Raw genomic sequence first — 24611 nt, 5'->3', positions numbered from 1 at the left:
TAGCTACATTTAAAATACTTATAGCTACCGTTTGCTTTATGTGTTACTATACTTTTGCATTAGTGAAAATATAGTTTAACCATAAAATTTAGAATTACATGAATTTTAAAATTACTACAGTTAAATCTTTTGTATTTGCGGGTTTTCTAACTATTGCTTCGGATGCATCGGCAGGTATCAATTATTTATATAATAATGTATACTCAGAATCATTTCTGTCTAATTCAAATAAGGAAGAAGAAGCTTCGGGTAAAATAAATGAACTGCGCAAACTTATAGCCAAAGCAAAAAAATCAGGCATAAACACTTTAAAAGAAGAGACGGCTTTGCGTACGGCTGAAATTTTTATGGGATATGCTAAATGGGATGAAAATAACATTGATGCTAATGTGAAAAACTTTTCATTGGTGAAAAAGTATAAGAATGAATCTGAAAAATATGCAAAACTTCTTCCGGATTTTGAACGACAGGAAATTATAGAGATGATGAATTCTTCAATCTCAGAACTTGAAGCGGTGATGAGAGGGGAACTCAAGCGCTTGCCTACACCTGTTGTGGATTGGACTAAGGTGAAAGTTGATAAGGATATGTTGGTTTACGAAGGCAAGCCTGTCTTTCTTGCTGACTGGACATGGAAACCTCGTATAAAGGAGTATATCGAATATCATGGTAATCTTGACGGATTCTTCATGACAAATGCAAATGTCATCAATAATAAAGGGGATATCAGCCCAAAAGTCATTAATGAACTGCAGGAAAAAGAAGACGGAAGTATAGGTTTTGTATTCTTGAATCATTCAAACTTCCCGAAATGGGCAGAAAAGAAGGATCCTACTGTGAAAGATGGTCCGGGTATTAAATATACAATGTATGATATCAACCATCCGCTTGCAAGGCAGGTGAATTCTGATTTGATTAAAGGTACAGTACCGTATATGGCAGGAAAGCAATACACAGGCTTGGGGTATATGCTTTGTAATGAACCTCACTGGAACTGCATAGAGAAGACTTGGGCTTCGGCACCTATATCAGAATATGCTTATGAAGAATTCAGAAAATGGCTTAAGAACAAACATGGTAACATTGACCGGTTGAACGAGTTGTGGAGCACGTCTTATAAAGACTTCTCATCTGTGGACGGGCCGAGAATAATGCAAGCGTCAATGCAGGGTTCTCCAATGTATTTTGATTTTATGGCTTTCAATATGGACAGAGTAACAGAATGGTTTTCTTTCCTGAAGAATGAAATCAGGAAATACGACCCACAGGCTAAGACTCATATCAAGATTATGCCAAATCTTTGGTCAGACAATAAGCGTGACAGTGGTATAGACCTTGAAGCTCTTACGAGAAACAGTGAGATAATAGGAAACGATGCCAGTTCATGCGGTGCATGGATGTGGGGAAAACCTAAATCTTGGGAGAAAAACTATGCATTTGACTGGGTGGAAATATGTATGGCATACGACTTTATGAAGTCAGTGAGTCCTGACAAAGTGATGTTCAATACCGAAGGACATATGCTTTCTACAGGCAAGTACAGAGATTTATATCAAACAAAAGAATATGCCAGAGGTAATTATTGGTTGGCAACCATTCATGGACTTACTGCAACCCAGACATGGTACTGGTGCAGAAGAGAAGATGGGTCTTCAAGAGGTCATTCCGACTCTAATGGTTACGCAGCTTCGAATAATCACCAGCCGAGGATTGTCAATGAAGTGCATGCCACAATGATAGACCTGAACTCCGTGTCGGACTACATTATGTCGTTCCAGCGTCAGCGCAAGCCTTTGAGAATTTTCTACACTAAAGCATCGTCTATAAACAAAGCGGAGCACATGAACGATGTATTAAGAATTTATGAGAAACTCAATTTCAGTGGTCTTCCAATAGGATTTGCCACAGAAGGAATTCTGAAAAACAATCCTCATGAATGGGATGCAATAGTAGTATATAAGACTCCTTATGCTTTCAAATCTGATATAGAAACTGTACAGAAGTATCTTGACGAGTGTGGAACTGTCATTATTGACAACGAAAGTTTCAAGACTGACGAGTATGGCAGAAAGATTGATTTGACCTTAAAACAAGGTAAAGGTAAGCTTATTGTAGTGTCAACACTAAATGAGATGAAAAACGAGGCATTGGCTGCTGTAAAATCAAATAAAGGAATGCCTATGATTTCTATTGCTGAAACAAATGACAGAAACATGCCTGGATGCGAATGGAGAGTTATAGCAAAAGATAAAAATAAGTATATTGTAAACATTGTTAATATAGGAAAGTCGGATGCTACAGTCAGTATGTCTGCTGCTAAAGGAAATATCAAGTCTGTAAGCGAAGTACTCACAGGCCTTAAATCTGCAACAAAGATAGTATTGAAACCTAATGATGTACAATTGCTTGAAGTGAGTTTAGAATAGAAATATCATGTCTATTAAAAAAAGAGAATGGGAACATTCTCTTTTTTTGTTTATTACCATAAAAATATTTAGTTTTGTTATCAAATAACTTAATATTCTTATTATACTCCTTTTATGAAACATTTTGTGTGCTATATAATATTTATGATGACCGCTATTAGTATGTTTTCAAGTAATGAAAATATATTATCATTATGTAATATAAATAATGTAAATATCTCTAATGGTTTGTCTCATAATGGAGTAACGGCAACAATGCGAGATTCGAGAGGATATTTGTGGATTTGTACATACGATGGTTTAAATCAATATAATGGATTTACCGTAAAGATATACAAAAACACATTATCTGAGAATCTATTCAATAGCAATAGAATCAGGTGTATTGCAGAAGATGAATATGGCAGATTATGGCTTGGAACCGATGAAGGAATTACAGTCTTTGACTATGATAAATATAAGTTCTATCGTTTATCTGTAGACAATAAGAATGAATTCAAGTCGAATTTTAATTTTATAATACGACGAATTATGTTTGACAAACATAGAAAAATTATGATTTGTCTTTCTGAAAGTAACGGTATATTGGAGTATGATATGAATTTATCGTTAGTTACTAATATATCATATCCTAAAAGACTTGAAGCTAATGATTTATGTGCGATAGATGCCAATAATTATCTTTTGTCTTCTAATATTGGAATATTTTGTTATAATACAACTAATAAAGAATTATACAAGATTAATAATGATAAGATAAAAGACTCTTCTTGTTTGCGAGTGTCGAGAAATAATAATATATATATAAGCAGTGGCTCTATCCTATATGATTGCAGCCATGTAGTTGACAATGGTATTCTTTCTGAAATAAAAATACATAATACGTTTAATATAGGAAGTGCTATAAAAACGTTTGAATTGGAGGATAATGAAAGGATATGGATAGGTACTGTAAATGATGGTGTAATGGTTTATCCATCAGACGGTAACTCTGAATATCAAATGAAATTACTTGACTACAAAAGGATTAGTGAGATATCGTTTTTAGACAATAGCTATTGTATATCTACATTCGATGGAGGTATTCATTTTTACAGCTTTAAAAATGAAATCTTCAAGAAAGTTGATTTCAAAGGATTCAAATTTTATCAAGTAGCCGCGTACGGTGATGGCTTATTGGTAAAAAATAACAAATCTCTTTATCTTTATGATTTCAGACAGAATAAAATCTCAGAATTTGCTTCTGTCATTAGTAAGGAATTACAAAACAATGTTAAGTCTTTTTATGTAGATTCATTAGACAGACTGTGGATTCTAACTAAAGAGAACCGATTGTTCTCTTATGATAAGAATACCAAACTTAAAGAATACAAGGACGTTAAGCTGTTATTATTGAAAGACGACTCCCCTCAGATTTTTTATTCAGATCCTATGGGCAATATTTGGTTAGGGTATATAGATAATCTTTATCGTATCTCTTTTACTTCTGACCATGAGATAGACGAAGTGGAATCGATACATCAAAATGTAATGTTTGATTCTTGTGGCATATCTAAGATACGAGCAATGTATTGGGATAGTAGAACTTCATCTATGTTTGTAGGAACAGATGTGCAAGGAATGTATCAATTATATATTGACAGACAGAAACCTATAAAGGATATCAAGATAGAACATTATATGTTTGACAAAGGAGATAAACATTCTCTTTCCAGTAATTTTGTGTCAAGCATTATACGTGATAAAAGTGGAATATTATGGTTTGGAACTGAACAAGGAGGTTTATGTAGGGCTATAGAAGAGGATGGACAAAGGATGAAGTTTATTTCCTATTCAGAAGAAGATGGTTTGTCAAATAATGTAGTAAAAAGCTTACTGGGTGATAAATCAGGAAATTTATGGATTGCAACTAATATAGGATTGAACATTTATAGAAATGATAGTGGTTCTTTTCATGTTTATAGAACATCTGATGGTCTTCCTTTTGATGATTTCTGGTACGCAAGTTTTATGATGAATGACGGAACATTGGTTTTTTCTAAATTTGAAGGATTTTGCTATTTTAATCCGGATTTGCTTCCCAATAAAGAGGAACTTCCACAATTACATATTAGATCTTTTAATGTATTGAGTGATAAAATATTACCGAATGAAATATATAATGATAGAATTATTATTGATTCAAGACTGTCTGATAATGATGTTTTAAATCTTAAATATAATGAAAATAGTATCTCTTTTGATATTGATGCTTTATACTCTAAGGTGGCTACCGATCATTTTATAAGATATAAGCTTGAGCCGCTAAATGATGAATGGATTCAAATACCGGCAAAAGATCAAAAACTTTCTTTTAATGGTCTTAAACCCGATAACTATAGACTCTCTTTGTCTGCTTCTAATTCATTTGATGAATGGACTAAGCCCATTTCTATAGGTATAAACATAGCTCCTCCATTTAGCAGGTCTGCAATTGCATATGTGATTTATGTTCTGCTGGCTCTTTTGTTTATTTCAATTATTGTGTATAATCTTATGCGTGTTCAAAGATTAAAGTATGAGTTACGAGAAGAAGCTATACAGAAAAGGAGTTTAGAATTGTTGAATATAGAGAAACAGAGATTTTTTTCTAATATTTCACATGAACTTAAAACACCTCTTACTTTAATTCTTGCCCCTATTACAGTGTTATCAGAAAGATTTTTACTTGATATTGATGTAAAAGAAAAGCTTGCTATAATAAAGCGACAGGCTAAGAAGATGCTTAATTTAATTGAATTGTCTCATGAACTTCAATTAAATGAACGGAATATGTTAAAGGTGAAACCATGTATGTTTTCATTCAATAAATTCTTAAAAGATATTACTGAAGATTTTATGTTTATGGCAAAATACGATAATAAAGATTTTGTTGTAAACTATCCTAATAAAAATGTAAACGTTTATGCTGATTACAGTATGATAGAGCAGATGTTGAATAATCTTCTTACCAATTCTTTTAAACATACCGTTCAGAGAGACAAAGTAGGTATAGATATTTCTTATCATGATCAACTTTTAACTATTAAAGTGTATGATACAGGTGATGGCATATCAGAAAAAGACCTACCTTATATATTTGATAGATTTTATCAGGCCTCTAATCAGGGCTTGAAAAACATAGGAGGAACAGGTATAGGTCTGGCATTCACAAAACGTCTTATAGAGCTGCATTCAGGTAATATTGGTGTTGAAAGCAAATTAGGAGAAGGTTCTACTTTTACTGTAAATCTACCTATCATACAAAATGTAACAGAGGCTGATGTTATTGATGAAACTAATGAGCAAGAAGGTGAAACTGATTTATATGTTGGAGATTGGGATATAAAATCAATTGAGATAGATTCTAAATATTTACGTTTTTTGGTCTATTTAGTTGAAGATAATACAGAGATGCGTTCTTTCCTGACTGAGATTATTGGTCAGTTTTTTACAGTCAAATCATTTGCTAATGGTAAAGAATGTCTGGATGGTATGAATAAAGAGTGGCCTGACATAATAGTAAGCGATGTTATGATGCCGGAGATGGATGGTAATGAACTGTGCAATGTGATAAAATCAGATTTAAAGACAAGCCATATCCCTGTAATACTATTGACCGCATGTAATACAGTAGATGACAAGATTAAGGGATTACAGTCCGGTGCTGACGCTTATATTCCTAAACCATTCTATCCTAAGCATGTGTTGACCAGAATATGCACATTATTAGATAATAGAGCTAAATTATGGGAAAGATTTCAATCTGGTGTACCATTGAATATCGCTGCTAACGAGAATGAAGTTTCAGCAAAGGACAATGAATTTATATGTGCATTATATGCTAAATTTAATGAATATGTTGATGATGAATGTGTTGATATGGAACTTTTAGCAAAAGAAATAGGAGTAAATCGTTCATTATTTTTTCAAAAAGTTAAAGCTCTTACAAATGATTCTCCATTTGAATTATTGAAGAATTACCGGCTCCAAAGAGCGGCGGAACTTTTAGTTAAAGAAGAATATAATGTTAATGAAGTTTGTATGATGACAGGATTTAAGAGCAGAACTCATTTCAGCAGACTCTTTAAAGAAAAATATGGAGTTGCTCCGAGTAAATATAAGGAAAGCGTGGTAAATAGAATCTGATAATGACTTAAATACTCTGAAATACATATTAATTATTTATTGCTACACAAACCTTTATTCATAAGATTATATTTGCATATGAAATTTAAAACCTAATAATCTTATGAATAAAAGTTTAATCTATCTTTTAGGCATATTCTTGTCATTTATATTTATTAATCAGGCAAGGGCTGTCTCTGATTCAACAAGGGTACATAAATGGTATTGCTTGGGAACTGGTAGTAGTGAAATACCTGAGAGAAGTAAAACAGTTAATTGTGATGTTGCGGTAATAGGGGCTGGGATGTCTGGTATAAGCGCTGCGGTAGCTGCTGCCCGGCAAGGCGCAGATGTTGTTCTTATAAACGACCGTCCTGTGTTAGGGGGTAATGCTTCAAGTGAAATTAGAGTTACTGTAAATGGGGTTCAGACTTTAAAAGCTAAGAATCCCGTTGAACGTGAAACCGGAATCATTGAAGAGATACTTCTTGAAAATAAAAAATACAATCCGCAAGAGTCATATCCCATTTGGGATCATGTTTTGTATGATTATGTAGTAAGGCAACCTAATCTGAGACTAATGCTGAACACGCAGGCTATAAAGGCTATAATGGATGGTGAACGTATAAAGTCTGCTTTTTGCTGGCAATCTACTACCGAAACAGAAGTTGTTATAAATGCTAAAATCTTTGTTGACTGTTCTGGAGATGGGCTTTTTGCTGCAACTTCAGGAGCCGAATATCGTACTGGACGCGAAGGAAAAGCTGAATTTGGAGAGAAATACGCTCCGGATGAACCGGACGGATGGATGATGGGGGAGAGTATAATGATGATAACCAAAGATATGGGGCGTCCAGTACCTTTCTATCCGCCGTCTTATACAAAGAAGTTTGACGCTTCAAAGGCTGTTGATCGTAAAATCAAAAACCTTAAGGAGGGGTTTTGGTGGGTAGAGCTTGGTAGTCCTAAAGATATTATAGCAGACCGTGAAAAGAATAGACATGATTTGATGGCCTATTTTTATGGAGTGTGGGATTATGTCAAAAATTCAGGTGAGTATCCAGAGGCTGCAAATTTGGCCTTGGAATGGGTGGGATCCCTTCCTGGTAAGCGCGAGTCAAGACGTTTTATGGGTGATTATATTCTGACTGAAAAAGACCTGCTTAGCTATAAACATTTCGATGATGCTGTGGCTTGGGGAGGGTGGTCTTTAGATGAACATTGTCCGGGTGGGATTTTGTCATTGGATCAGCGTCCGAGTTATTTCCACGAACGTTTTAAAAAAGTGTATGAAATACCTTATCGTTGTCTTTATTCAAAGAATGTTCCTAATTTAATGTTTGCAGGACGTAATGTTAGTGTGTCGCATATGGCTCTATCCTCTACTCGCATAATTGGTACTTGCTGTATGATGGGACAGGCTGTTGGTGTGGCGACTGCTATGTGTATAGAAAAAAATATAAATCCGCGCGAAATATATCTTTCTTATATTGATGAACTTCAAGAAAGAATGTTACGAAACGATTACTATATTCCTAACAGACCGGCTAATGACTCTAATGATCTAACTCGAACTGTAGATAAAGTTTGGGCTACTTCTACATCATCAGGTGATGTCCATAATTTGTTTGATGGTGTAGCAAGAGATGAAGAAAATAAAATTCATCATTGGCAGTCTGATGGTTTGAATGAAAAGTTGTTCTTGGAGTGGAAAAAGCCTGTTGAAATGTCGAGTGTAGAAATAAAGTTTGACACAAATCTTCATAGAAAGATAATGATGCATAAGAATCCGGCAAAGAATTTTGATCAAGTTCCTGGTATGCCTCCTGAACTTGTTAAAACATTCTCGGTAGATGTTTATTCTAAGGGACGATGGCATACTGTGGGTGAAATTACTGATAATATAAAAAGATTTGTTCCAGTCAGTTTCCCGGCAATGTCAGTGACTAAGGTAAGAATTAATTTGAAAGAAACTTACGGATGTCCACATATCAGACTTTATGAGGTTAGATGTTATTGATATTAATATTCTTGTTTTTTATATTTAATATTATGCGAATGAAATTTACTTTTTTGTTGTTATCGGTTTTTATTTTTAATATGCTGCTTACAGCATCTTGTTCCTCAAATATTCATGGTGACCTGAATTTTACAATATCATTAGAAGAAGGCGATGATGCTACGTCATGTGTTTATAACATAATTAATAAACTTAGTTATGATGCCGCTGCTACTATTTCTTTCGAAAAAGGTACTTATCATTTCTATCCTGAATTTGCTTACGAGAAATATTGTTATATTTCCAATCACAATGATGTGATGGCAAGAATAGCATTCATGCTTAAAGATAAAAGAAATCTGACCATTGACGGGAATGGTTCTAAGTTTATTTTTCATGGTAGGATGATTCCTTTTTTAATGGAAAAATGTAAAAATATCAGAGTGAAAAATCTTTCAATTGATTTTGCGGAACCGTTCCATAGCGAGTCAATTATAACATCGCATAACAGTGATGGCTCTTTTGATATGAGTATATCAAAGGAATATCCTTATGAAATACGTAACGGACAATTGGTTTTTGTTAAACCATATTACGAACATTCTTTGGGGCAGAGTATATTATATGACCCGACAAGAAAGGCTATTGCTTATCAAACAGAGATATATACACCTTTAACAACATTGACAAAAGTCAAAGAAAAGAATTATAAAGATTTTGAATATAAATATAAAACGGATTCAAAAGATGATTATATAAGATATAGAGGGAGACGTAATCAGTTGGAGGTAAAACAATTGAAACCCGGTCTTGTGAGAGTGTATAACCATAGGAAAAAAATGCCTCCAATAGGAATGGTATTAGCTTCAAAAGGAGAGCAGGGTGAAAATAGATTTGCACCAGCATTCAAGGCTAATGATACAGAGGACTTTTCAGCAGAAAATGTAATAGTTCATCATGCAGGAGGAATGGGATTTCTTTTTGAGAACTGTAGTAATGTGGATTTATATAAATGTGTCGTTGAACCATCTGGTAACAGGATGGTGTCGACTACTGCAGATGCTACTCATTTTGTAGGTTGTAGAGGAAAAGTTTCCCTTCGCAATTGTGTTTTTCATAATCAGCTTGACGATGCAATGAATGTTCATGGTGCATATCAGGAAGTTTATGAGATAATTGATGATAAAACTCTAAGAATGAGAGTTGGGCATTTTCAGCAATTAGGTTTCAGGCTTGCATGCACTGGAGATACAGTAGGATTGGTTCGTTTGTCTGATTCATTTCATGCCTATCATAAATTGACTGTAAAGGGGACGGATCAGATAAATGGACGCTATCAGATTGTATATCTGAATGAATCTATACCTGATAACATAAAAGTGGGCGATTTGCTTGAAAATCTTTCAGCTTACCCTGAAGTTTTAGTTGAAAATTGTGATATTAGTAGAAATAGAGCCAGAGGTTTGCTTATTTCTACTCCTAAAAAAACTGTTGTAAAAAATAATTATTTCTCTACAGAAATGGAAGCTATACTTCTCCCTGTTGAAAGTTCTTCTTGGTTTGAATCTGGTAATGCTGCAAATGTTACTATTGAGGATAATACTTTCCAAGATTGTACTATTGGCGGTATGGATAGAGGGGTTATATGCTTTAGAACAGATGAGAAAAATAAAAATATGGCTTTTAGTAATATTAATATTAAATCAAATACATTCAATCATTTTGACAATCTGATATTGCAAATCACTAACGTTGATGGGTTAACTTTTACAGATAATATTATAACTAACAGTGGAACATATCCACAACAATTTCCAGATAATCCGGTTATAAGTGTTGTGTGTTCAAAAAATTTAAAGTTTAATAACAACGTATATAAAGGAAAGGCAAATAAAATGCTTGAAGTAGTGGAGACTGAAGAAAAAATAGAATTTAAATAATTTATGCGAATTAGGAGCTGGCGCCCTGATTCAAAGATTAAAAATTAACATAAAAAAGTAGGCAATAGCTTGTGTAAAATAAGACTGTCGAGGATGTAAATTAAATTAGCGAGACCGTAATTCAAACTGTGTCATTTCCAGATAAGTCAGATTTTCAATAAATATTACTTTTGGATAAACCTTTGAAATCCAGATGATTCTAAAGTAAATTTGAACTAAAGAAATGTAAGCATTCTATTTTCCGCCTTGACACGTATGTTTCCTAAACCTACCTTTGCGTCATAACCAAATAACATCAATGATTATGGCGAAAGAAAAAGTAAACTATCAGGAGGTATATGACCTCTACCGGTTATGCAGCGAGACCAAGGATCTTCGCGAGTTCTGTGCGGATTATGGAGTAAACTACGACAAGTTCATGAACTGGCAACGTCATCAGCTATGGAGCGAGAAGTTAGGCAAGACGGTCCAGGTTGAGCAACCCAAGGTTGCAAAAGTCCAGATAATCGGTAAACCCTGCAATAGTCCAACCGTGAAGATGGAAGTGAAACAGCCGGAAGGCGAACCACCAATAAAATGGGTTAAGTTACAACTGGCATCTGGCGCAACACTGTTTCTGAGAAACACCACAGTTCTTGATTTGAGTCTGTTGCTTAATAAAATGATAGGATGATATGCTTGGACTGAGTGCTAACCTAAACTATTACCTGTTCAACGGTAATGTGGATTTGCGGAAAGGAATCTTCCGCCTGTGTGAGAGTATAAGGGAAGAGATGTCACTTGACCCGAGCGATGCATCCAATGTATATATGTTCATGTCCCGTAACCGGAAGGTCGTTAAGATACTTCATTACGAACGCGGTTTTTATGTGCTTTACGAGAAACGTCCTGTCATGGGAAAGTTCAAGAAACCTGTGTTTGATGAAGTTTCCAGATGCTACCGGATACAATGGTCGGACATGGCCTATCTTACGGAAAGCATAGTAGTTGACAAGATGTACGTCAGTCCGAAAGATTAATATTAATACATTGATTATCAATAAAATGACACAAAAATAAACGATAAAAAATTTGCGTAACTGCCTGATTTTTCGTACCTTTATATCATGATTGATGAAAGAGCATACGAGTTACTTTGCTGCCAGCTGGGTCTGGCGAATGAGGAAAAGGCGGGGCTTCGCAAACAAGTAAACGAACTGATTGCGAGGCTTAAGGCTATTGAAGAATCAAACAAAGAGAACTCCAAGGCTATGGTTGATACAATCAATGAGTTGTCTACAACAGTCGAGAATAATCGAAAGGAAATGGAACTTATGAGAAAGCAGCTTGAGGCAAAAGACGAGGTGAACATGATGCTGGCAAATGAGATATCCAATCTCAGGCTTCAGCTTGAGGACGGCAGGAAACACCGTTTCGGCCGTACCTCAGAACAAAGAAGGCTGCTGAACAACCGTAACATTGATAAGTCTGCAATGGAGAAGTCCGAGTACGACGGTTCTGGCAAGAAAGGTGATGATGATAATAAGACCGATGGTAACGGTACCGGCAGCAATACCTCTTCCGGTAACGTACCTGCACAGAACTGCAGGCCTTCAAGGAAAAAGGAAACTGCTCCCCGTGCAGCAAAGACCAGGCTGAAGGTGGATAAGGTAATTGTTCATGAAATAGAAGACTATTACCAACTCCCGGATGGTGCAAGGCTTATGAAGCGTAACGGAATGGCTGATGTGTGGGAATACAGGTTTATAGAACATGTACGTGCTCATAACGTGGAGCATGTGTACAAGGTGGCAAGGGTAAAGCTTGCAGATGGCACTTTCACTAACACGATGGAGCATCCCTTGAAAAACCTTGGAGGAATCTTTTCCCCTGATTTGCTTGCCCGTCTGCTTTGTCTGAAATATGACTTCAGTATGCCTGAGAACAGACAGATAAGACTGCTTGCAAGAGAAGGCATCCACATAAGCAATACCACGCTGAACGGCTATATCCATAACGGAATCTCCAGGCTTAGGGAGTTTATGGAAGATGTCTTCAAGGAGTTTGTACAACAGGCAAAATACCTTATGGTTGATGAGACTACCGAACTTGTCGGAGTTGAAACACCGGAAGGTAAGGCTTACAGGAGAAAGTACTTATGGGCTTTCTTTGCAAAGCATGTCAAGTTGGTTTACTATCATTACAATAACGGCAGCAGAGCCTCTGATGTAGCAAAGACCTTCCTTGAGCATTTTATGGGATCTATATCTACAGACGGATATACGGTTTACAGGATGTTCGACGGAGAAGAATCAAAGGTGCTTCATATAGGATGCTGGACACACTGCAGGAGGTTGTGGGTTGATGCCTTGCCATCAGACAGGACGGCGATGGACATAATAGATTCTATCGGTGATTTATTCAGGAATGAAGACCTGTTCCGCACAATGAAACTCAGCGGCGAGCAGATAAAGGAAAAAAGACTTAAACTTACAGGACCTATTCTTGAACGTATCCATCATAAGGTGGTCATGATGATGCATGATGCGAAGATTATGGCTAACGAACTGATGAGAAAGGCTGCGAACTACACGATAAACCAGTGGAAATCCTTGAGAAATATCCTCAAGGACGGTTCAGCGGAAATATCCAACAATCTCTGTGAGCAAAGAATGAAACCTGTAAAGCTGCTGCTCAAGAACTGTATGAATATAGGAAGTGAGGCAGCCGCAGAAAACTCGGCATTCATCTTCTCCCTGATAGAAAGCTGTAAGTTGAACGATATAGATCCTCAGGATTACCTGAAACACTTGTTTGAATGTGTTCTTCATGGTAAGGACTGCGACAAGAAGGCTCTTCTGCCTATCTTTCTCATCATACACATAGTAGTGGGTTTGTGGATTCCCATAGTGGTCATCCCTTTTTACCGTTCCTCTAAAATCACCTTTCTTAAAGAAATACTGAAATGGTACTATTAAACTGGTATCTGTATTATCGAATTGGACATATACCATAACACTTAGTTTTCCCTTGTAGAGCCATAGTCCTTCTACCACAGAATTCCAATTATTTCCTTTTCTTCTGTCGGGATTAATGTAAAATTCATAATCCCTTGTACCTTTTCTTCTTCGTCCTGTTTCCTTGACGATTTTGAGTATGGTTTCTTCTGTTACTCTTCCTAATTCGGTCTGTGTCAGATTTTCTATAATTTCAATCTTTTTCACAGGTGTAGTTCTCTTAAAAAGTTCAATATTTACGTTTATCATTTCTGTTATTATTTAATGGTGAAACAAAAAGAGGAGGCATAGATTATCTCGGTTTATAATTCTGTTTTCTAATAAACTTTGATATTCTATACCTCCTCCGGTATCTTACTAAAAATAATTATTCAATGAACCATCCCCATTTATCATCTTCTCCCGATATTGCTTTCGTAATACCTAAAGATATATCATAAGCGTTTATAGTTCTTTCCATCATTGTATCGATGTAGTTATTCTTATAATTAGTGAGTAATTGATAAAAATTCCATCCGGACATGTTCTTTCCGAATGAAGCGAAATTTTCATCAGAATAGTAATCTCTCACAGCTGCGTTTATCTGAGCTTCATTCAATATCAGCTCCGGCAACTGAAGATCTGTCTTTACACTTTGAGGCAAGGCTTGGTACATCCTCGCTTTACCTAAAAATTGTGCAAAAGTTGTTACGTCAATAAATGTGTTCTTAAGAGTTCTCATTTCCTCGACATGCTTTATGTAATTGTATCTGCTGAAAAGTTCCATACAATATTTATACAAATCTGCTGTATTTGTCACTTTTATGTCAAGTTTAACTCCGTCTGTACTTAATAGCATGTTAGTGCATACCTGATTTAGGAATCCTACACCAACTCTAAAAAGCTGTTTCTGGCTGGCATTTCCAAGCAAGTTCGTTTCACTGTAAGACCTCACACCTACAATCTGTAATGTAAGATCATTTCCTTCAATGTTATAAGTTATACTTGGAATTTCTATAATAAACATCATTCTCTGATAATATGAGCCTGAATCTTCGTCTGTTAGATTTTCAACAAGCTTTCCTGAACCTTTACGTGTTCTTAGCTTCATTTCGTGACTGACCCTTATGTTAGGCTCCAAAAACTGCTGCCCTTGATAAAAAGTCTGGGCGGCATCAAATACTGTATTAATAAAGTCGTTATGACTGATTGTCTCGACATTATCTCTACTAAATACAGGTACCAAATAATCATCCTGTAAGTTCTGCAATTCTATTCCCCTGGTATTCCCAAGGATAAATGCTTTTTTTTCTTCAGGCTGGTCGATAATAACAGCATCTTCCACATCCTGATACTTTGTTAGTCTTGTTTCCATTTTACTTATCCTTAAAATGTTAAAAACTTGTGTATCGGTATTCTATCTTCTCCCTTTACACATCCAATCTCTAATTTCCCTGGTGACTATAGTAATAATCTCCAGAGCAATGACAATTACGTCCTTGTTCATTACTTTAATTTTTTAGTTGTTTCTAATTTTTCATTTCTCCTTATATTTAAATCGTTAATTATTAGTTGTTTATATCTATATATAAGGGTTTTAAGGATTATAAAACGGGGTAATTTATTAAAATTAGTCACTAGTGTCCACTAAAAATTAGAGGACGAATTAAAAATTATAATTACTAAATAAATTTGGTCCATCAAGACCGCTTTGTTCTTTGACATCATTGAATTTAGTTTTGCTGAATAGATTTCTTAATGGAGTCTTGTCCGTAAGAGAAATACCAAGAATTTGTAGAACCTCGTATGTCGATCTGTTAAGTTTCATATCATGTTGCATGATAGCCACAAGACAGTAGGCAATGATTGCTGAGTAGACTTGTATCTTTACAGCGTTCTCGGAAGTACCCCAAAATTTCTTTATTTTCAGGTGCTGCTTGAGCCATTTAAAGAACAGTTCCACTTGCCAACGATTCTTGTAAAGTTCCGCAACCTGTAAGGCTGGAATATGTTTTGCATTTGTCAGATAAACGAACTCCCGTTCGTCTTCTTCATCCCAAAACCTCACCAAACGAATCGTTTCAGGATATGATTTTTGGGTATAGAAACCGGTAAGTTCAATCTCACAGTCTGACAATATATTCTTGGGTAAACGTCGTTTCCATTTGAGTACTCTTGCCTTTATGTTTGTCTTAGCCCGTACAACAAAGAACGAATCCATCATATGTATCTTGTAGAGACGATGATAATCGTTATATGCACGGTCGAAAACATAGAATGAGCCAGATTCATAAGTTATTACGTCCATAGCCCTGACATCGTTTATCTTTGCTTCGGTTATATGGATAAAGGCAGGAACTTGAGTTTCGACATCATATAAAGTGTGGATTTTGATACCTCCCTTATATGTACTAAAGTTAGCCCAAGGGAACAATTTCAGACACAAGTCAATTGTGGTAGAATCGAAGGCATATACATTTCCGTTTAGTTTGAATATGTCATTTACTCTTTTCTTTCTGGCTTCGCTTATCATGTGGAATGCGAAGTCCTCAAAGATACGGTAGTCCCGGTTCTCATTTGCTTTTGCAAGGTTGCTTCGGGTGACATGTTTCCCAACTCCAAGATGGTAGCATTTCTCTTGATGTGCATTCAGTGCAACAATCAGATCACGAAGACTTTCACGATTGCACAATTGTCCGAACATCAAAGTAAGAAGTTGATTCCAGCAAGTAAAATGCTTAACATACTTGTTGCCATCATACTTCTTTACGATACGGAGAAACTTGTAGTTGTCTAAAAACTCAACCATTTGGGCGAAAACGTATTTGTCTTTATTCATATACAGCCTAACATAAAAGGCTGCAAAGTTATGATTTCAAATCGTTGCGCAAGAAAATCTCTTCTAATAAACTGTAATTCAATTATTTCAAAGAACTATTTGCGATTTTTAGTGGACAATAATGAAAATTAGTGGTTCTTAATCAAATTCCGTGCTACTTATTTATGTTCAATTACCTTATTCATGGCTATTCTGGAGTACTTTAAGATGCATATAGTTTGGATAATTTATTTGTTATTTCTAATATGCCGATATCCCTTTATCCATCGGCCTTTCAATGAGCTTTACTAGCACGGAATTTGATTAAGAACCAAATTAGTCTTATTGAACAGCTCGCGCAAGTGAGTTCTATCAGTCAATGATATGCTGATAATCTACAATGTTTTATCGGTCGAGCGTTACAACTTCATATGATATATGACAATAGTTACAAATCAGGAAGTTTGGATTTTAACATTAGTAATGAATGTTGAGATACCCCTAAAATTTCAGAGGCAAGCTTTTGTAAGATTCAAGTTTATGATACTCAGCACCATATCAGACCTGAAATACTTGGATAATAGATATTTTTATTCCTTTCCTTGAAAAAAGGAAAGAATTTGCTATATTTGTCCTTTAAAAAAGGAAAGACTATGAGAAAGGATATTATAAAATCTCTGATTGCTATAAAACAGAGTGAAATACCGTTCGATGTTATAGATAGAGACACTAAGCTGCCTTTAGCACGTAAAAAGATTATAACAGTACCAGGTGTGCGACGATGTGGAAAATCTACCATGATGGAGATAGCTATCAACGAACTTGTTGCAGGCGGAGTACCTTCTAAGAACATTTTATGGTTAGGTTTCGACGATGAACGATTAAAGAGCATGGACGCATCACAACTTGATGAGGTGGTTGTAGCCTATATGGAGATGTATCCTGACGTGGCATTCAAAGATGTACATATCTTTTTGGATGAGATTCAGTTAATAAAAGACTGGGAATACTTTGTGCTGCGCCTTTACAAATCTTACTGCAAGAATATTTATGTATGCGGAAGTAATGCTACGATGCTATCCAAAGAATTAAGTTCCGCATTGAGAGGATACCCTTTGGAATACGAAACTTTTCCTTTATCATTCAATGAATATTGTCGGTTTATCGGTGTTAGAACTGATAGTTATCTTGAGCAGGACATAGCCAGACTACGGAATGCTTTCTTGGAATATAACGGCGTAAGTTCCTTCCCAGAAATAGTTCTTACACATACTCGTTCCGAACAGATAAAGTTGTTGCACGGATATTTCGATACAATGATTCTTAAGGATATGGTAGAGCACTACAAGATTTCGAATATCGGTATGGTAAGATATTTCGTTAAGAGGATAATGTCCAACCTGACCAAACCTACATCTATAAATGCCATATATAAGGATATAAAGTCGCAAGGTCTTAAAGTTACAAAAGACGACCTTTATCTTTGGGCCGATTATGCGTGTGACATTTTTCTGTTCATCAGAATTCCCAAATATGAACGTTCGCTCAGCAAAGAACAGAAATCACTCGACAAGTATTATTGTATAGACAATGGTTTACGCAGTGCTGTCATTATGCCACAGAGCAATGACAATGGAAAGAATCTAGAGAACAGCGTATTTATGCATCTGTATAGAAATCGTATGCCATCAGATAAGATTTCGTATTATCAAGGCAACAGTGAATGCGATTTCGTAATACAACGGGAGGAGTCTGTGGTGGAGCTTATTCAGGTGACATGGGATATGAGCGATGCTGAAACAAAAGAAAGGGAGATACGAGGTATTATTGAAGCATCGTCCGCTACCGGGTGTGATAATATGAAAATCATAACCATCGACTATGAGGATGTTATTTACATAGAAAATAAAAAGATTGATGTTATTCCTGCGTGGAAATGGATGTCTGCCTTGTAAGCAATAAAAAAATAGCAGAATACTGATTTCTCAGTACTCTGCTATTGTCATAAGGATAATATGAAACAACTTCTAAAACTAATCATCATTCGGTTAGTTTTAGAAATGGCTTCTAATACAAATCTTTTTGCATATAGATATTATCCTCACATATATAATGAAGAACCTTGTCTGAAACTCTTCGCTTTAACTTGGCTCTTCGATAGACAAATCAGGTTTCGATATAAAGACTGTAGCTTTATACTTACTTCCTGTCATCTATCCTTCCAATCCATATTCATGCCATCCTCTGAAACATAAATAGGACCAGGTATCGTATTTTTGTTTTTGATTTATAGTTTGATTTTTCTATTGTTATTGTTTATTTCATATATAAGGGTTTGAGGGGAATGGGAGAGGAATAAAAAAATCCTGCCATTGTTTTATGACAGGATAAATGTTTATAGTAGTGATTGTAAATTTTACAAGGACATTGACAATTCTATTTTACATCCCAATGCATTCATTATTCTGTAGAAGGTGGAAACTTTAGGTTCTGTTTGTCCACTTTCTACCCTTGAGATGTAAGAACGATTGGATCCTATTCTTCTTGCCAGTTCAGCTTGACTTATTTTTGCTTTCTTTCTTGCATCCTCTATAATCTGTCCGGTATAGAATGCATAGGCTTTTTCCTCAGCTTCAAGTCTGCTTGCCGTACCTTTAGCCCCGAACTTGGCATCAAGTACTGCGTCATAATCTACTAGTTGATGATTGTTTGTCTGCATAATATGCCTCCTTTATTTTTATGGCTTTTTCTATTTCACTATTTGGAGTCTTTTGAGTTTTCTTTTGGAATCCATTAAATAGTATTACTATATTTCCTTCATCAAAAATAAAAATACCCTATAAATGTTCCCTCCATATTCAGTGCGTAGCTCAAAGATACCGTCTCTGATACTTTTTACAAATTTAGTGGATAATCTTTCTTGTGTTTTGAGTAGAAGCAATCCATATTGTACTTTTTCTTGCTCCTTTTCATTCAGAGTCTCCATGAATTTCTCAAAGTATCCTCCGTATGTTCTTATTTTTCTTTCAGTTTCCATGTTGCAAAAATAATCAATGTTGCTCAACTATGCAACAATTTGTAGAAATAATAGTATTGTCCTTTGAGTATATTAACGTTGTGGAGGTTAAACTAGTATAAAGTATAGGTGGGGGAGAAAAAGGGGGAGTAAGAGTTATTATAAAAAAAGAAAAGTCGCTGATTTTCAGCGACTTATGGTTTCGATTGTGGTGCCACCAGGATTCCGTAGAGGTGGCAATGAAACTGTCTATCCGCAACTCGCGAAACTTTGCCTATAGCCATGAGGGCACACGTGCCTCGATGGGCAAGGACACCAGCACGCGCATGAACTTCTTCTCTCGCCTCTCGTGCATGAAGATGCAGGAGGCAGACGGATGCGCAGCACCTATGTCGGCAGAGGAGCGGCACAACCTATATACCAGTATGGCAGACGAAGCTTTTGATGAGGAGGAAGGAAAATGAGAACGAAGATAACATCAATGAAAAGGGCTTTCATTCTGTTCTGGCATGGGTTGACCGCCCTCCTCGTTGGCATTGCCAACTGGTTTACGGTGATATTGGGCATGAGGGATGACTCCAAGTATGGCAAGATTCTCCGTCGAACAGTGGGCAGCTGCTTTGCGTTCCTGATGCTGTTGCTGGCCATAGCCGCAGGTTGGGATTTTTGTCGTACTGCTTGCTATCGGTTGGAGGTAAACAAGCATTTTGATGGCTCGTATTACGATACGCAGTACATCTCCCGCAATGTCACCTATTACACCTACTACGATGAAGACGGTTTCCTAAAGACTGCTGACGGCAAGAAGACCATTACTGGAATCAGGTGGATAGCCAAGCCACTGGGTATGGACTCACTGATATGCTACAGTGACGGCAAGAAACGCGGCTATTTCAATATGTTCACAGGCAAGCCTGTCATTGAGCCGAAGTACAGCCATGCGTGGATTTTCTCCGATGGACTGGCATCGGTGGATGATGGAGGCTGGATCAAGTTCATCGACGCATCGGGCAAGGTGGTGATAGACCCACAGATTCCTTATATCCCCGGAGCAGAAGGCTATGTATTCCACAAAAACCGCTGCATTGTCCACAATGAACGTCGTGATCGTTTCGGGCTGTTGGACAAGCAGGGCAAGTGGGTGTTGCAGCCAGAATATTTCTCCATCGAATCTTCCGGGAACTTCTGGGTTGTCGATAACGGAGAGGGCAAAAGCGTATTGGACAGTACGCTGAACACGGTTATTCCGTTCACGAAAGGTCAAATTTGGGTAAGCAGCGAATATATCAGTGTTACTCTCAGCAACCACATCATTCAACGTTACGACCATAGTGGTGAGATTATCAATGATTTCTACATCAATGACGTAAGTTATATGACCTATGAGTCTGATGAGTTGCGCTACTCTACCTCTAAGAATTACAATGAGGAAGGTACACTCACCAGTGAGACGGAAAACATTGAACCGTTGCCAGTGGAGAAGATGGCAAAATGCCGGCGTTATGAGGCAGAAAGCGGATGGTATGGACTAATGACAGCAGATGGCAAGGTCATCACACCTCCGTCATACTGTAGCATCCAGGCAATAGGTTATGACATGTACCTTTGCAAGGACAATGACGAAGATGGTGTGATACTGAATGGAAAAGGTGAAAGGATTAGTTAGTTTTCAGGATTGGCAGTGTTCTCGGCAAACATATTGCTCATAGATGTTTGCTTTATAAGATTGAGCAGGATGGCAGGATTGATGTTCTTGCCATCCTTTTTTAGTGTCAAATGAAGATGTGGTCCAGTGCTACGTCCACTGTTTCCTGTCATGGCGATGACGGTGCCGGGATAGACGTGGGTGCCTTTGGTGACGAGACTTTGGGAGAGGTGGCAATAGCTGATGGTGAAGTCGCCGTGACGGAGGGTGACATACAGACCTGAACGTTTGTCCCTGCCTACCTTGATGACCTCGCCCTGCATCATGGCGTATGCGGGTTCATAATTTGCCTTCAAATCAAGCCCGTTATGTAGTGCTTTTCTTTTTGTGAATGGGTCTCTGCGATAGCCGAAAGGGCTGGTGACAGATATGTGACGGAGTGGACTGACAAGCGCCGGGAGGCGGTCGGTCTGCTCCGTTTGGGTTTGTATTTGGGCAAAAGCAAGAGAGTCTCGCCGCTGACACGGCGAGAACGGGGGCTGTTGTTCAGGTGTTGTGGACTGCGTCGTTTTTGGCACTGCCTTGCGGTGTGCCTTAGTCTGCGTGACGGTATTGAACTGAGCGAATACTGTTGCTGATGAACAGAATATTGCTGCTATTGTGATGAGTAGAAATCGTTTCATGGTGCAAAGTTAACAAGCAATTATTGGACTGGCATAATGAACAAAGGGAAGACAAGAAGATTGTAACATAATATAGCAATCGAGTTTGATTTTTGAGCAGAAATCAAACTCAAATAATAATAATCGTCAAAAATAGCACGCATTATCTTATGTAATTCTGCTTGTCTCTGAATAGGTGTATAACTTTGCACGAGTTTAATTTCAAATTCAAAGTTAAAGTATGAAGCAAGTACGATTTGAAGAGAGCGAGGTGCCTTATCAGACACTGGCTCGTTTTGGTCTCACACAGGAAAAGATTGAAGACCTGCCCTTGTGGGCATTGGAAGATATTGGTCAGGGACGACGTTCGCCACTGCTACCCATTCAGGTGACTAATGAGGAGGGCGAGACATTGAAGAGCCGCACCCGATTTGCGTTGGTCCGTATGGAGGACGGCAAGGTGGATGTCGTGTTCTATCCGCAGTTGGAGAAGTCGCCGTTAGAGTCATTCACTCAGGAACAGCAGGAGGACTTGCTGGCTGGAAAGGCTATCCTTGCTGACGTGAAGGATGCGGAAGGCAGAAGCAGCAAGGCTTTTGTGCAGATTGACACGGAAACCAATCAGGTGATGTCCGTGCCAACGCCTGTCATCGGGCGCAACTTGGAAGTGCTGAAGGATGAACTGAAACTGAGTTCGGCAGAGCTGACCGTGATGCAGAAGGGTGAGCCACTCACGCTCATCATGGAGGACGAACAGGTGACGGTGGGCATTGACCTGAATGACAAGACCGGCATAAGGATTAACCAAGGTGACAGTCAGAAGTGGAAGGAGAACACCAAGAGAGAGTGGGACAAATACACCTTCGGGTGCTATGGCTGTTGGGTTATGGACGATGACGGCAATCTCGACTATGTGCCTGAAGAGGAATACACCGAGGAGCTTTGGAATGAGCAGAAGAAGAATGGAGAGCGCAACCGCGCCTCTTTTTCCATGCACAAGTAATCTACACATAATATAATAAGTATATGGCATCAAATAAATATTATCCAGAGGATGTGCTCGTCGAGAAGATGCAAAGCGGCGAGTACGGATGGTTGGAGTTTATCAACCATCATTCTGCTGAATGGCAGGAAGAATACGAAAGCTATTGTCTGAAAAACGGACTCTGCATTTGTGAAGAGAGTGCGGAGCAGTTTGTCCATCACAAGGATGAGGAGTTGGAGAAGGCAATAGAGAACGGAGAAGCTTGATAAATGAAGAGTGAAGAATAAGTATGGCGATAAGAAAGAATACGAATCCCCAACCGATGGAGCAGCGAGAGGAGAGACCAAGATTTTCTTGGGCTATCCCGAGTCGTGACAGAGGAAGACAAAGTCAACAGATGGACCTGCAGCCAGAGATGCGTGACCTGCTCATGCGCAATGGTATGCAGGCGCATGTGGTGAGCAATGGCAGCGGCTATCAGCTTGTGGTGCAAGGCCACGACAGTCCGCTGCTCACCTATAACATCACAGAGAAGCAGATGTTGGCTCTGACCGACTGGGGAACGAATCATGCCAACAAGTTAGCCTACAATACCTTTACGGGCATTGTGGGCAACGACTTCTATATGCCCAAGAACTTCGTCCATGCACGCAATGCCAACGGTCGTGTGGCCATGGGACTGCACGGTTATCGTGTTGGTATCGGCGAGTATGGACGAATGGGGCGCATCGGAATGCCACCACCCTTTTTAGGTTGGACACCACGCAGTCAGGATGGATTCCATCTTCGCAGAGTTGGAGGACGATTGTTCTTCCCCGAATCCCCGATTGTGCCTGAACGTTGGGACGGCAGAATGAAGCCTGGGGAGTTGCAGAGCGGCGGTTACGGGTTCTACTATAAGGGGCTGCAACAGAGTTATAGCCCTCAGCAACAGGATGTGCTGAAAGATTTGGAAGGAATCATAACGCCTTCCGTCAACAGACCAAGAAGCACAGAACCTGCCAAGCCCTATAAAGAACTGATTACCTCGCCTGTCTATTTCACCAATGAGAAGTGGCAGGAGTGTTTGGCATCGCATGGCATCATCATTGATGAAAGTGCGAAGACGTTGACCATCCAATCGAACAGCGTCAATGCCGACATGGTGTATGACCTGACGGATGAGGAAGTGAAGAAGCTCACCTCCAACTCCATCAAGGAAGTGCCCGTCGTTCAACGCTTGGAGTTGTTGAATGGCATCATCAAGGACGACTTTGCTGACAGAATCCTGATGGACACACTGAACAGCAGGGAGCGCATCGACCTGCATCTGCATCCCGAACTTGAACAGGAGTTGCAGCAGAGACAGCAACAAGACGAGGAACGTTTGCTTCCTTTGGAAGAGGAAGATACTGTCAGACGGGACGTGTTGCAAGGTGATGCCATGGTGAGAGGTGAAGACCTTGCCTTGATTAATGAGAACAAGGGTTGGTATCGTGAGGGAGCGCACGGACGTGAGGTGGAAGTCGGCGATATTATGGTGGAGAAAGTACCTCCAGCAGAGGGAGAAAAGAAAGGCGAAGCCAAGTATCGCATGACCGCCATCATCAATGGTGAAGCTATCACGCACGAAATCAAGCAGAAGGACTACGATAAGTTCTTGGCAGTGGATGACTACCATCGCATGAAACTGTTCTCCAAGGTATTCAATGAGGTGGATATGAAGACACGTCCCGAAGCCAATGCCGGACTGGGTACGAAGATACTGGCAGCACTGACGGCAGGAGCGGTCGTTACGGCTGAGGTTGCTCATGACATGAACCACCATCACCACCATCCTGCCCCGGAGTTGTATGCCGAGCATCATGGTGGTCCACGTCCTTACTTCAAACCTGGTGTGGATTCACCACAGGAGATTGCGGCAAGGTACTTTGAGGCAGAAGCCAATCATGTTGCTACGGAGATTAGACGAGGATATTAGCCCGAAAGCAAAACTTTCGGGAACGGTGGCTCTATATAC

17 protein-coding genes and 1 pseudogene are annotated in these 24611 nt (G+C 38.3%); 13 read left to right on the top strand and 5 right to left on the bottom strand.

Annotated features, from left to right (window positions below):
• The first annotated feature begins 98 nt into the window (after positions 1–98).
• From KSX81_RS00850 to tnpC, 7 genes are all read left to right on the top strand, one after another.
• A complete protein-coding gene (locus KSX81_RS00850; protein WP_004320039.1) occupies positions 99–2426 on the top strand; it encodes a beta-galactosidase in 2328 nt (775 codons plus the stop codon).
• A gap of 144 nt (positions 2427–2570) precedes the next feature.
• The gene (locus tag KSX81_RS00845; protein WP_060451212.1) at positions 2571–6593 is read left to right on the top strand and encodes a two-component regulator propeller domain-containing protein; all 4023 of its coding nucleotides are present in this window, start codon (positions 2571–2573) and stop codon (positions 6591–6593) included.
• 103 nt (positions 6594–6696) lie between these two features.
• Positions 6697–8592, top strand: coding sequence for an FAD-dependent oxidoreductase (locus KSX81_RS00840; RefSeq protein ID WP_060451213.1), 1896 nt, complete (start codon positions 6697–6699; stop codon positions 8590–8592).
• A 38-nt stretch (positions 8593–8630) separates the two neighbouring features.
• Positions 8631–10511 carry a right-handed parallel beta-helix repeat-containing protein gene (locus KSX81_RS00835; RefSeq protein WP_157452182.1) on the top strand — a complete coding sequence of 627 codons (1881 nt, stop codon included), beginning with the start codon at positions 8631–8633 and terminating at the stop codon, positions 10509–10511.
• A gap of 304 nt (positions 10512–10815) precedes the next feature.
• Positions 10816–11184 (top strand): hypothetical protein, encoded by a 369-nt coding sequence (locus tag KSX81_RS00830; RefSeq protein WP_174522443.1) that lies wholly within the window; start codon positions 10816–10818, stop codon positions 11182–11184.
• Between the two features lies 1 nt (position 11185).
• Positions 11186–11530: an IS66 family insertion sequence element accessory protein TnpB gene (gene tnpB, locus KSX81_RS00825; RefSeq protein WP_060451215.1), complete on the top strand. Its 345-nt coding sequence runs from the start codon at positions 11186–11188 to the stop codon at positions 11528–11530.
• An 87-nt stretch (positions 11531–11617) separates the two neighbouring features.
• Positions 11618–13468, top strand: coding sequence for an IS66 family transposase (gene tnpC, locus KSX81_RS00820; RefSeq protein WP_225472751.1), 1851 nt, complete (start codon positions 11618–11620; stop codon positions 13466–13468).
• Positions 13469–13874: 406 nt separating this feature from the next.
• On the opposite strand, the gene KSX81_RS00815 is transcribed toward tnpC, so the two are convergent.
• Both KSX81_RS00815 and KSX81_RS00810 read right to left on the bottom strand, forming a co-directional pair.
• Entirely contained in the window at positions 13875–14861 is a 987-nt protein-coding gene (locus KSX81_RS00815; protein ID WP_060451216.1) for a DUF3871 family protein, read from the bottom strand.
• Positions 14862–15152: 291 nt separating this feature from the next.
• Positions 15153–16325 carry an IS4 family transposase gene (locus KSX81_RS00810; RefSeq protein WP_060451217.1) on the bottom strand — a complete coding sequence of 391 codons (1173 nt, stop codon included), beginning with the start codon at positions 16323–16325 and terminating at the stop codon, positions 15153–15155.
• Positions 16326–16957: 632 nt separating this feature from the next.
• Here KSX81_RS00810 and KSX81_RS00805 point away from each other — a divergent pair.
• Positions 16958–18259 (top strand): ATP-binding protein, encoded by a 1302-nt coding sequence (locus tag KSX81_RS00805; protein WP_004320002.1) that lies wholly within the window; start codon positions 16958–16960, stop codon positions 18257–18259.
• Between the two features lie 461 nt (positions 18260–18720).
• Here the strand turns inward: KSX81_RS00805 and KSX81_RS00800 are convergent, their stop codons facing one another.
• Positions 18721–19023: a helix-turn-helix domain-containing protein gene (locus KSX81_RS00800; RefSeq protein WP_004320000.1), complete on the bottom strand. Its 303-nt coding sequence runs from the start codon at positions 19021–19023 to the stop codon at positions 18721–18723.
• Positions 18989–19341, bottom strand: a pseudogene (locus KSX81_RS00795) (type II toxin-antitoxin system RelE/ParE family toxin). The gene KSX81_RS00800 and the pseudogene KSX81_RS00795 overlap by 35 nt, the downstream one beginning before the upstream one ends.
• A gap of 212 nt (positions 19342–19553) precedes the next feature.
• On the opposite strand from KSX81_RS00795, the gene KSX81_RS00790 reads away from it, so the two are divergent.
• Positions 19554–19784 (top strand): hypothetical protein, encoded by a 231-nt coding sequence (locus KSX81_RS00790; protein ID WP_149923934.1) that lies wholly within the window; start codon positions 19554–19556, stop codon positions 19782–19784.
• On the top strand, positions 19781–20986 hold the full coding sequence (locus KSX81_RS00785) for a WG repeat-containing protein (protein WP_121765591.1): 1206 nt from the start codon (positions 19781–19783) through the stop codon (positions 20984–20986). The genes KSX81_RS00790 and KSX81_RS00785 overlap by 4 nt, the downstream gene beginning before the upstream one ends.
• On the opposite strand, the gene KSX81_RS00780 is transcribed toward KSX81_RS00785, so the two are convergent.
• The gene (locus KSX81_RS00780) at positions 20983–21648 is read right to left on the bottom strand and encodes a M23 family metallopeptidase (RefSeq protein WP_004319995.1); all 666 of its coding nucleotides are present in this window, start codon (positions 21646–21648) and stop codon (positions 20983–20985) included. The two genes, KSX81_RS00785 and KSX81_RS00780, sit on opposite strands and share 4 nt — an antisense overlap.
• Positions 21649–21868: 220 nt before the next feature.
• Here KSX81_RS00780 and KSX81_RS00775 point away from each other — a divergent pair, with 220 nt between their 5' ends.
• Genes KSX81_RS00775 through KSX81_RS00765 form a run of 3 tightly spaced genes read left to right on the top strand, consistent with a single transcriptional unit; the run spans position 21869 to position 24572 of the window.
• Entirely contained in the window at positions 21869–22630 is a 762-nt protein-coding gene (locus KSX81_RS00775; protein WP_004319993.1) for a DUF4099 domain-containing protein, read from the top strand.
• A gap of 23 nt (positions 22631–22653) precedes the next feature.
• Complete coding sequence (locus tag KSX81_RS00770; protein ID WP_004319991.1) at positions 22654–22878, top strand: hypothetical protein; 225 nt, start codon at positions 22654–22656, stop codon at positions 22876–22878.
• Positions 22879–22901: 23 nt separating this feature from the next.
• Entirely contained in the window at positions 22902–24572 is a 1671-nt protein-coding gene (locus KSX81_RS00765; protein ID WP_374690139.1) for a hypothetical protein, read from the top strand.
• Positions 24573–24611: the final 39 nt, after the last annotated feature.

Origin of the sequence: Bacteroides sp. MSK.18.37, assembly GCF_019129155.2 — a bacterium.
GTDB lineage: Bacteria > Bacteroidota > Bacteroidia > Bacteroidales > Bacteroidaceae > Bacteroides > Bacteroides ovatus.
This window is presented reverse-complemented; position numbering and strand designations above follow the sequence as displayed.

Bases quoted from the DNA above. Each gene is read 5' to 3' on its own strand.
- tnpC (WP_225472751.1), top strand. From the start codon at position 11,618: ATGATTGATGAAAGAGCATACGAGTTACTTTGCTGCCAGCTGGGTCTG.
- KSX81_RS00785 (WP_121765591.1), top strand. From the start codon at position 19,781: ATGAGAACGAAGATAACATCAATGAAAAGGGCTTTCATTCTGTTCTGG.
- KSX81_RS00805 (WP_004320002.1), top strand. From the start codon at position 16,958: ATGAGAAAGGATATTATAAAATCTCTGATTGCTATAAAACAGAGTGAA.
- KSX81_RS00780 (WP_004319995.1), bottom strand. From the start codon at position 21,648: ATGAAACGATTTCTACTCATCACAATAGCAGCAATATTCTGTTCATCA.
- KSX81_RS00830 (WP_174522443.1), top strand. From the start codon at position 10,816: ATGGCGAAAGAAAAAGTAAACTATCAGGAGGTATATGACCTCTACCGG.
- KSX81_RS00800 (WP_004320000.1), bottom strand. From the start codon at position 19,023: ATGCAGACAAACAATCATCAACTAGTAGATTATGACGCAGTACTTGAT.
- KSX81_RS00770 (WP_004319991.1), top strand. From the start codon at position 22,654: ATGGCATCAAATAAATATTATCCAGAGGATGTGCTCGTCGAGAAGATG.
- KSX81_RS00775 (WP_004319993.1), top strand. From the start codon at position 21,869: ATGAAGCAAGTACGATTTGAAGAGAGCGAGGTGCCTTATCAGACACTG.
- KSX81_RS00810 (WP_060451217.1), bottom strand. From the start codon at position 16,325: ATGAATAAAGACAAATACGTTTTCGCCCAAATGGTTGAGTTTTTAGAC.
- KSX81_RS00835 (WP_157452182.1), top strand. From the start codon at position 8,631: ATGAAATTTACTTTTTTGTTGTTATCGGTTTTTATTTTTAATATGCTG.
- KSX81_RS00845 (WP_060451212.1), top strand. From the start codon at position 2,571: ATGATGACCGCTATTAGTATGTTTTCAAGTAATGAAAATATATTATCA.
- KSX81_RS00850 (WP_004320039.1), top strand. From the start codon at position 99: ATGAATTTTAAAATTACTACAGTTAAATCTTTTGTATTTGCGGGTTTT.
- tnpB (WP_060451215.1), top strand. From the start codon at position 11,186: ATGCTTGGACTGAGTGCTAACCTAAACTATTACCTGTTCAACGGTAAT.
- KSX81_RS00765 (WP_374690139.1), top strand. From the start codon at position 22,902: ATGGCGATAAGAAAGAATACGAATCCCCAACCGATGGAGCAGCGAGAG.
- KSX81_RS00815 (WP_060451216.1), bottom strand. From the start codon at position 14,861: ATGGAAACAAGACTAACAAAGTATCAGGATGTGGAAGATGCTGTTATT.
- KSX81_RS00840 (WP_060451213.1), top strand. From the start codon at position 6,697: ATGAATAAAAGTTTAATCTATCTTTTAGGCATATTCTTGTCATTTATA.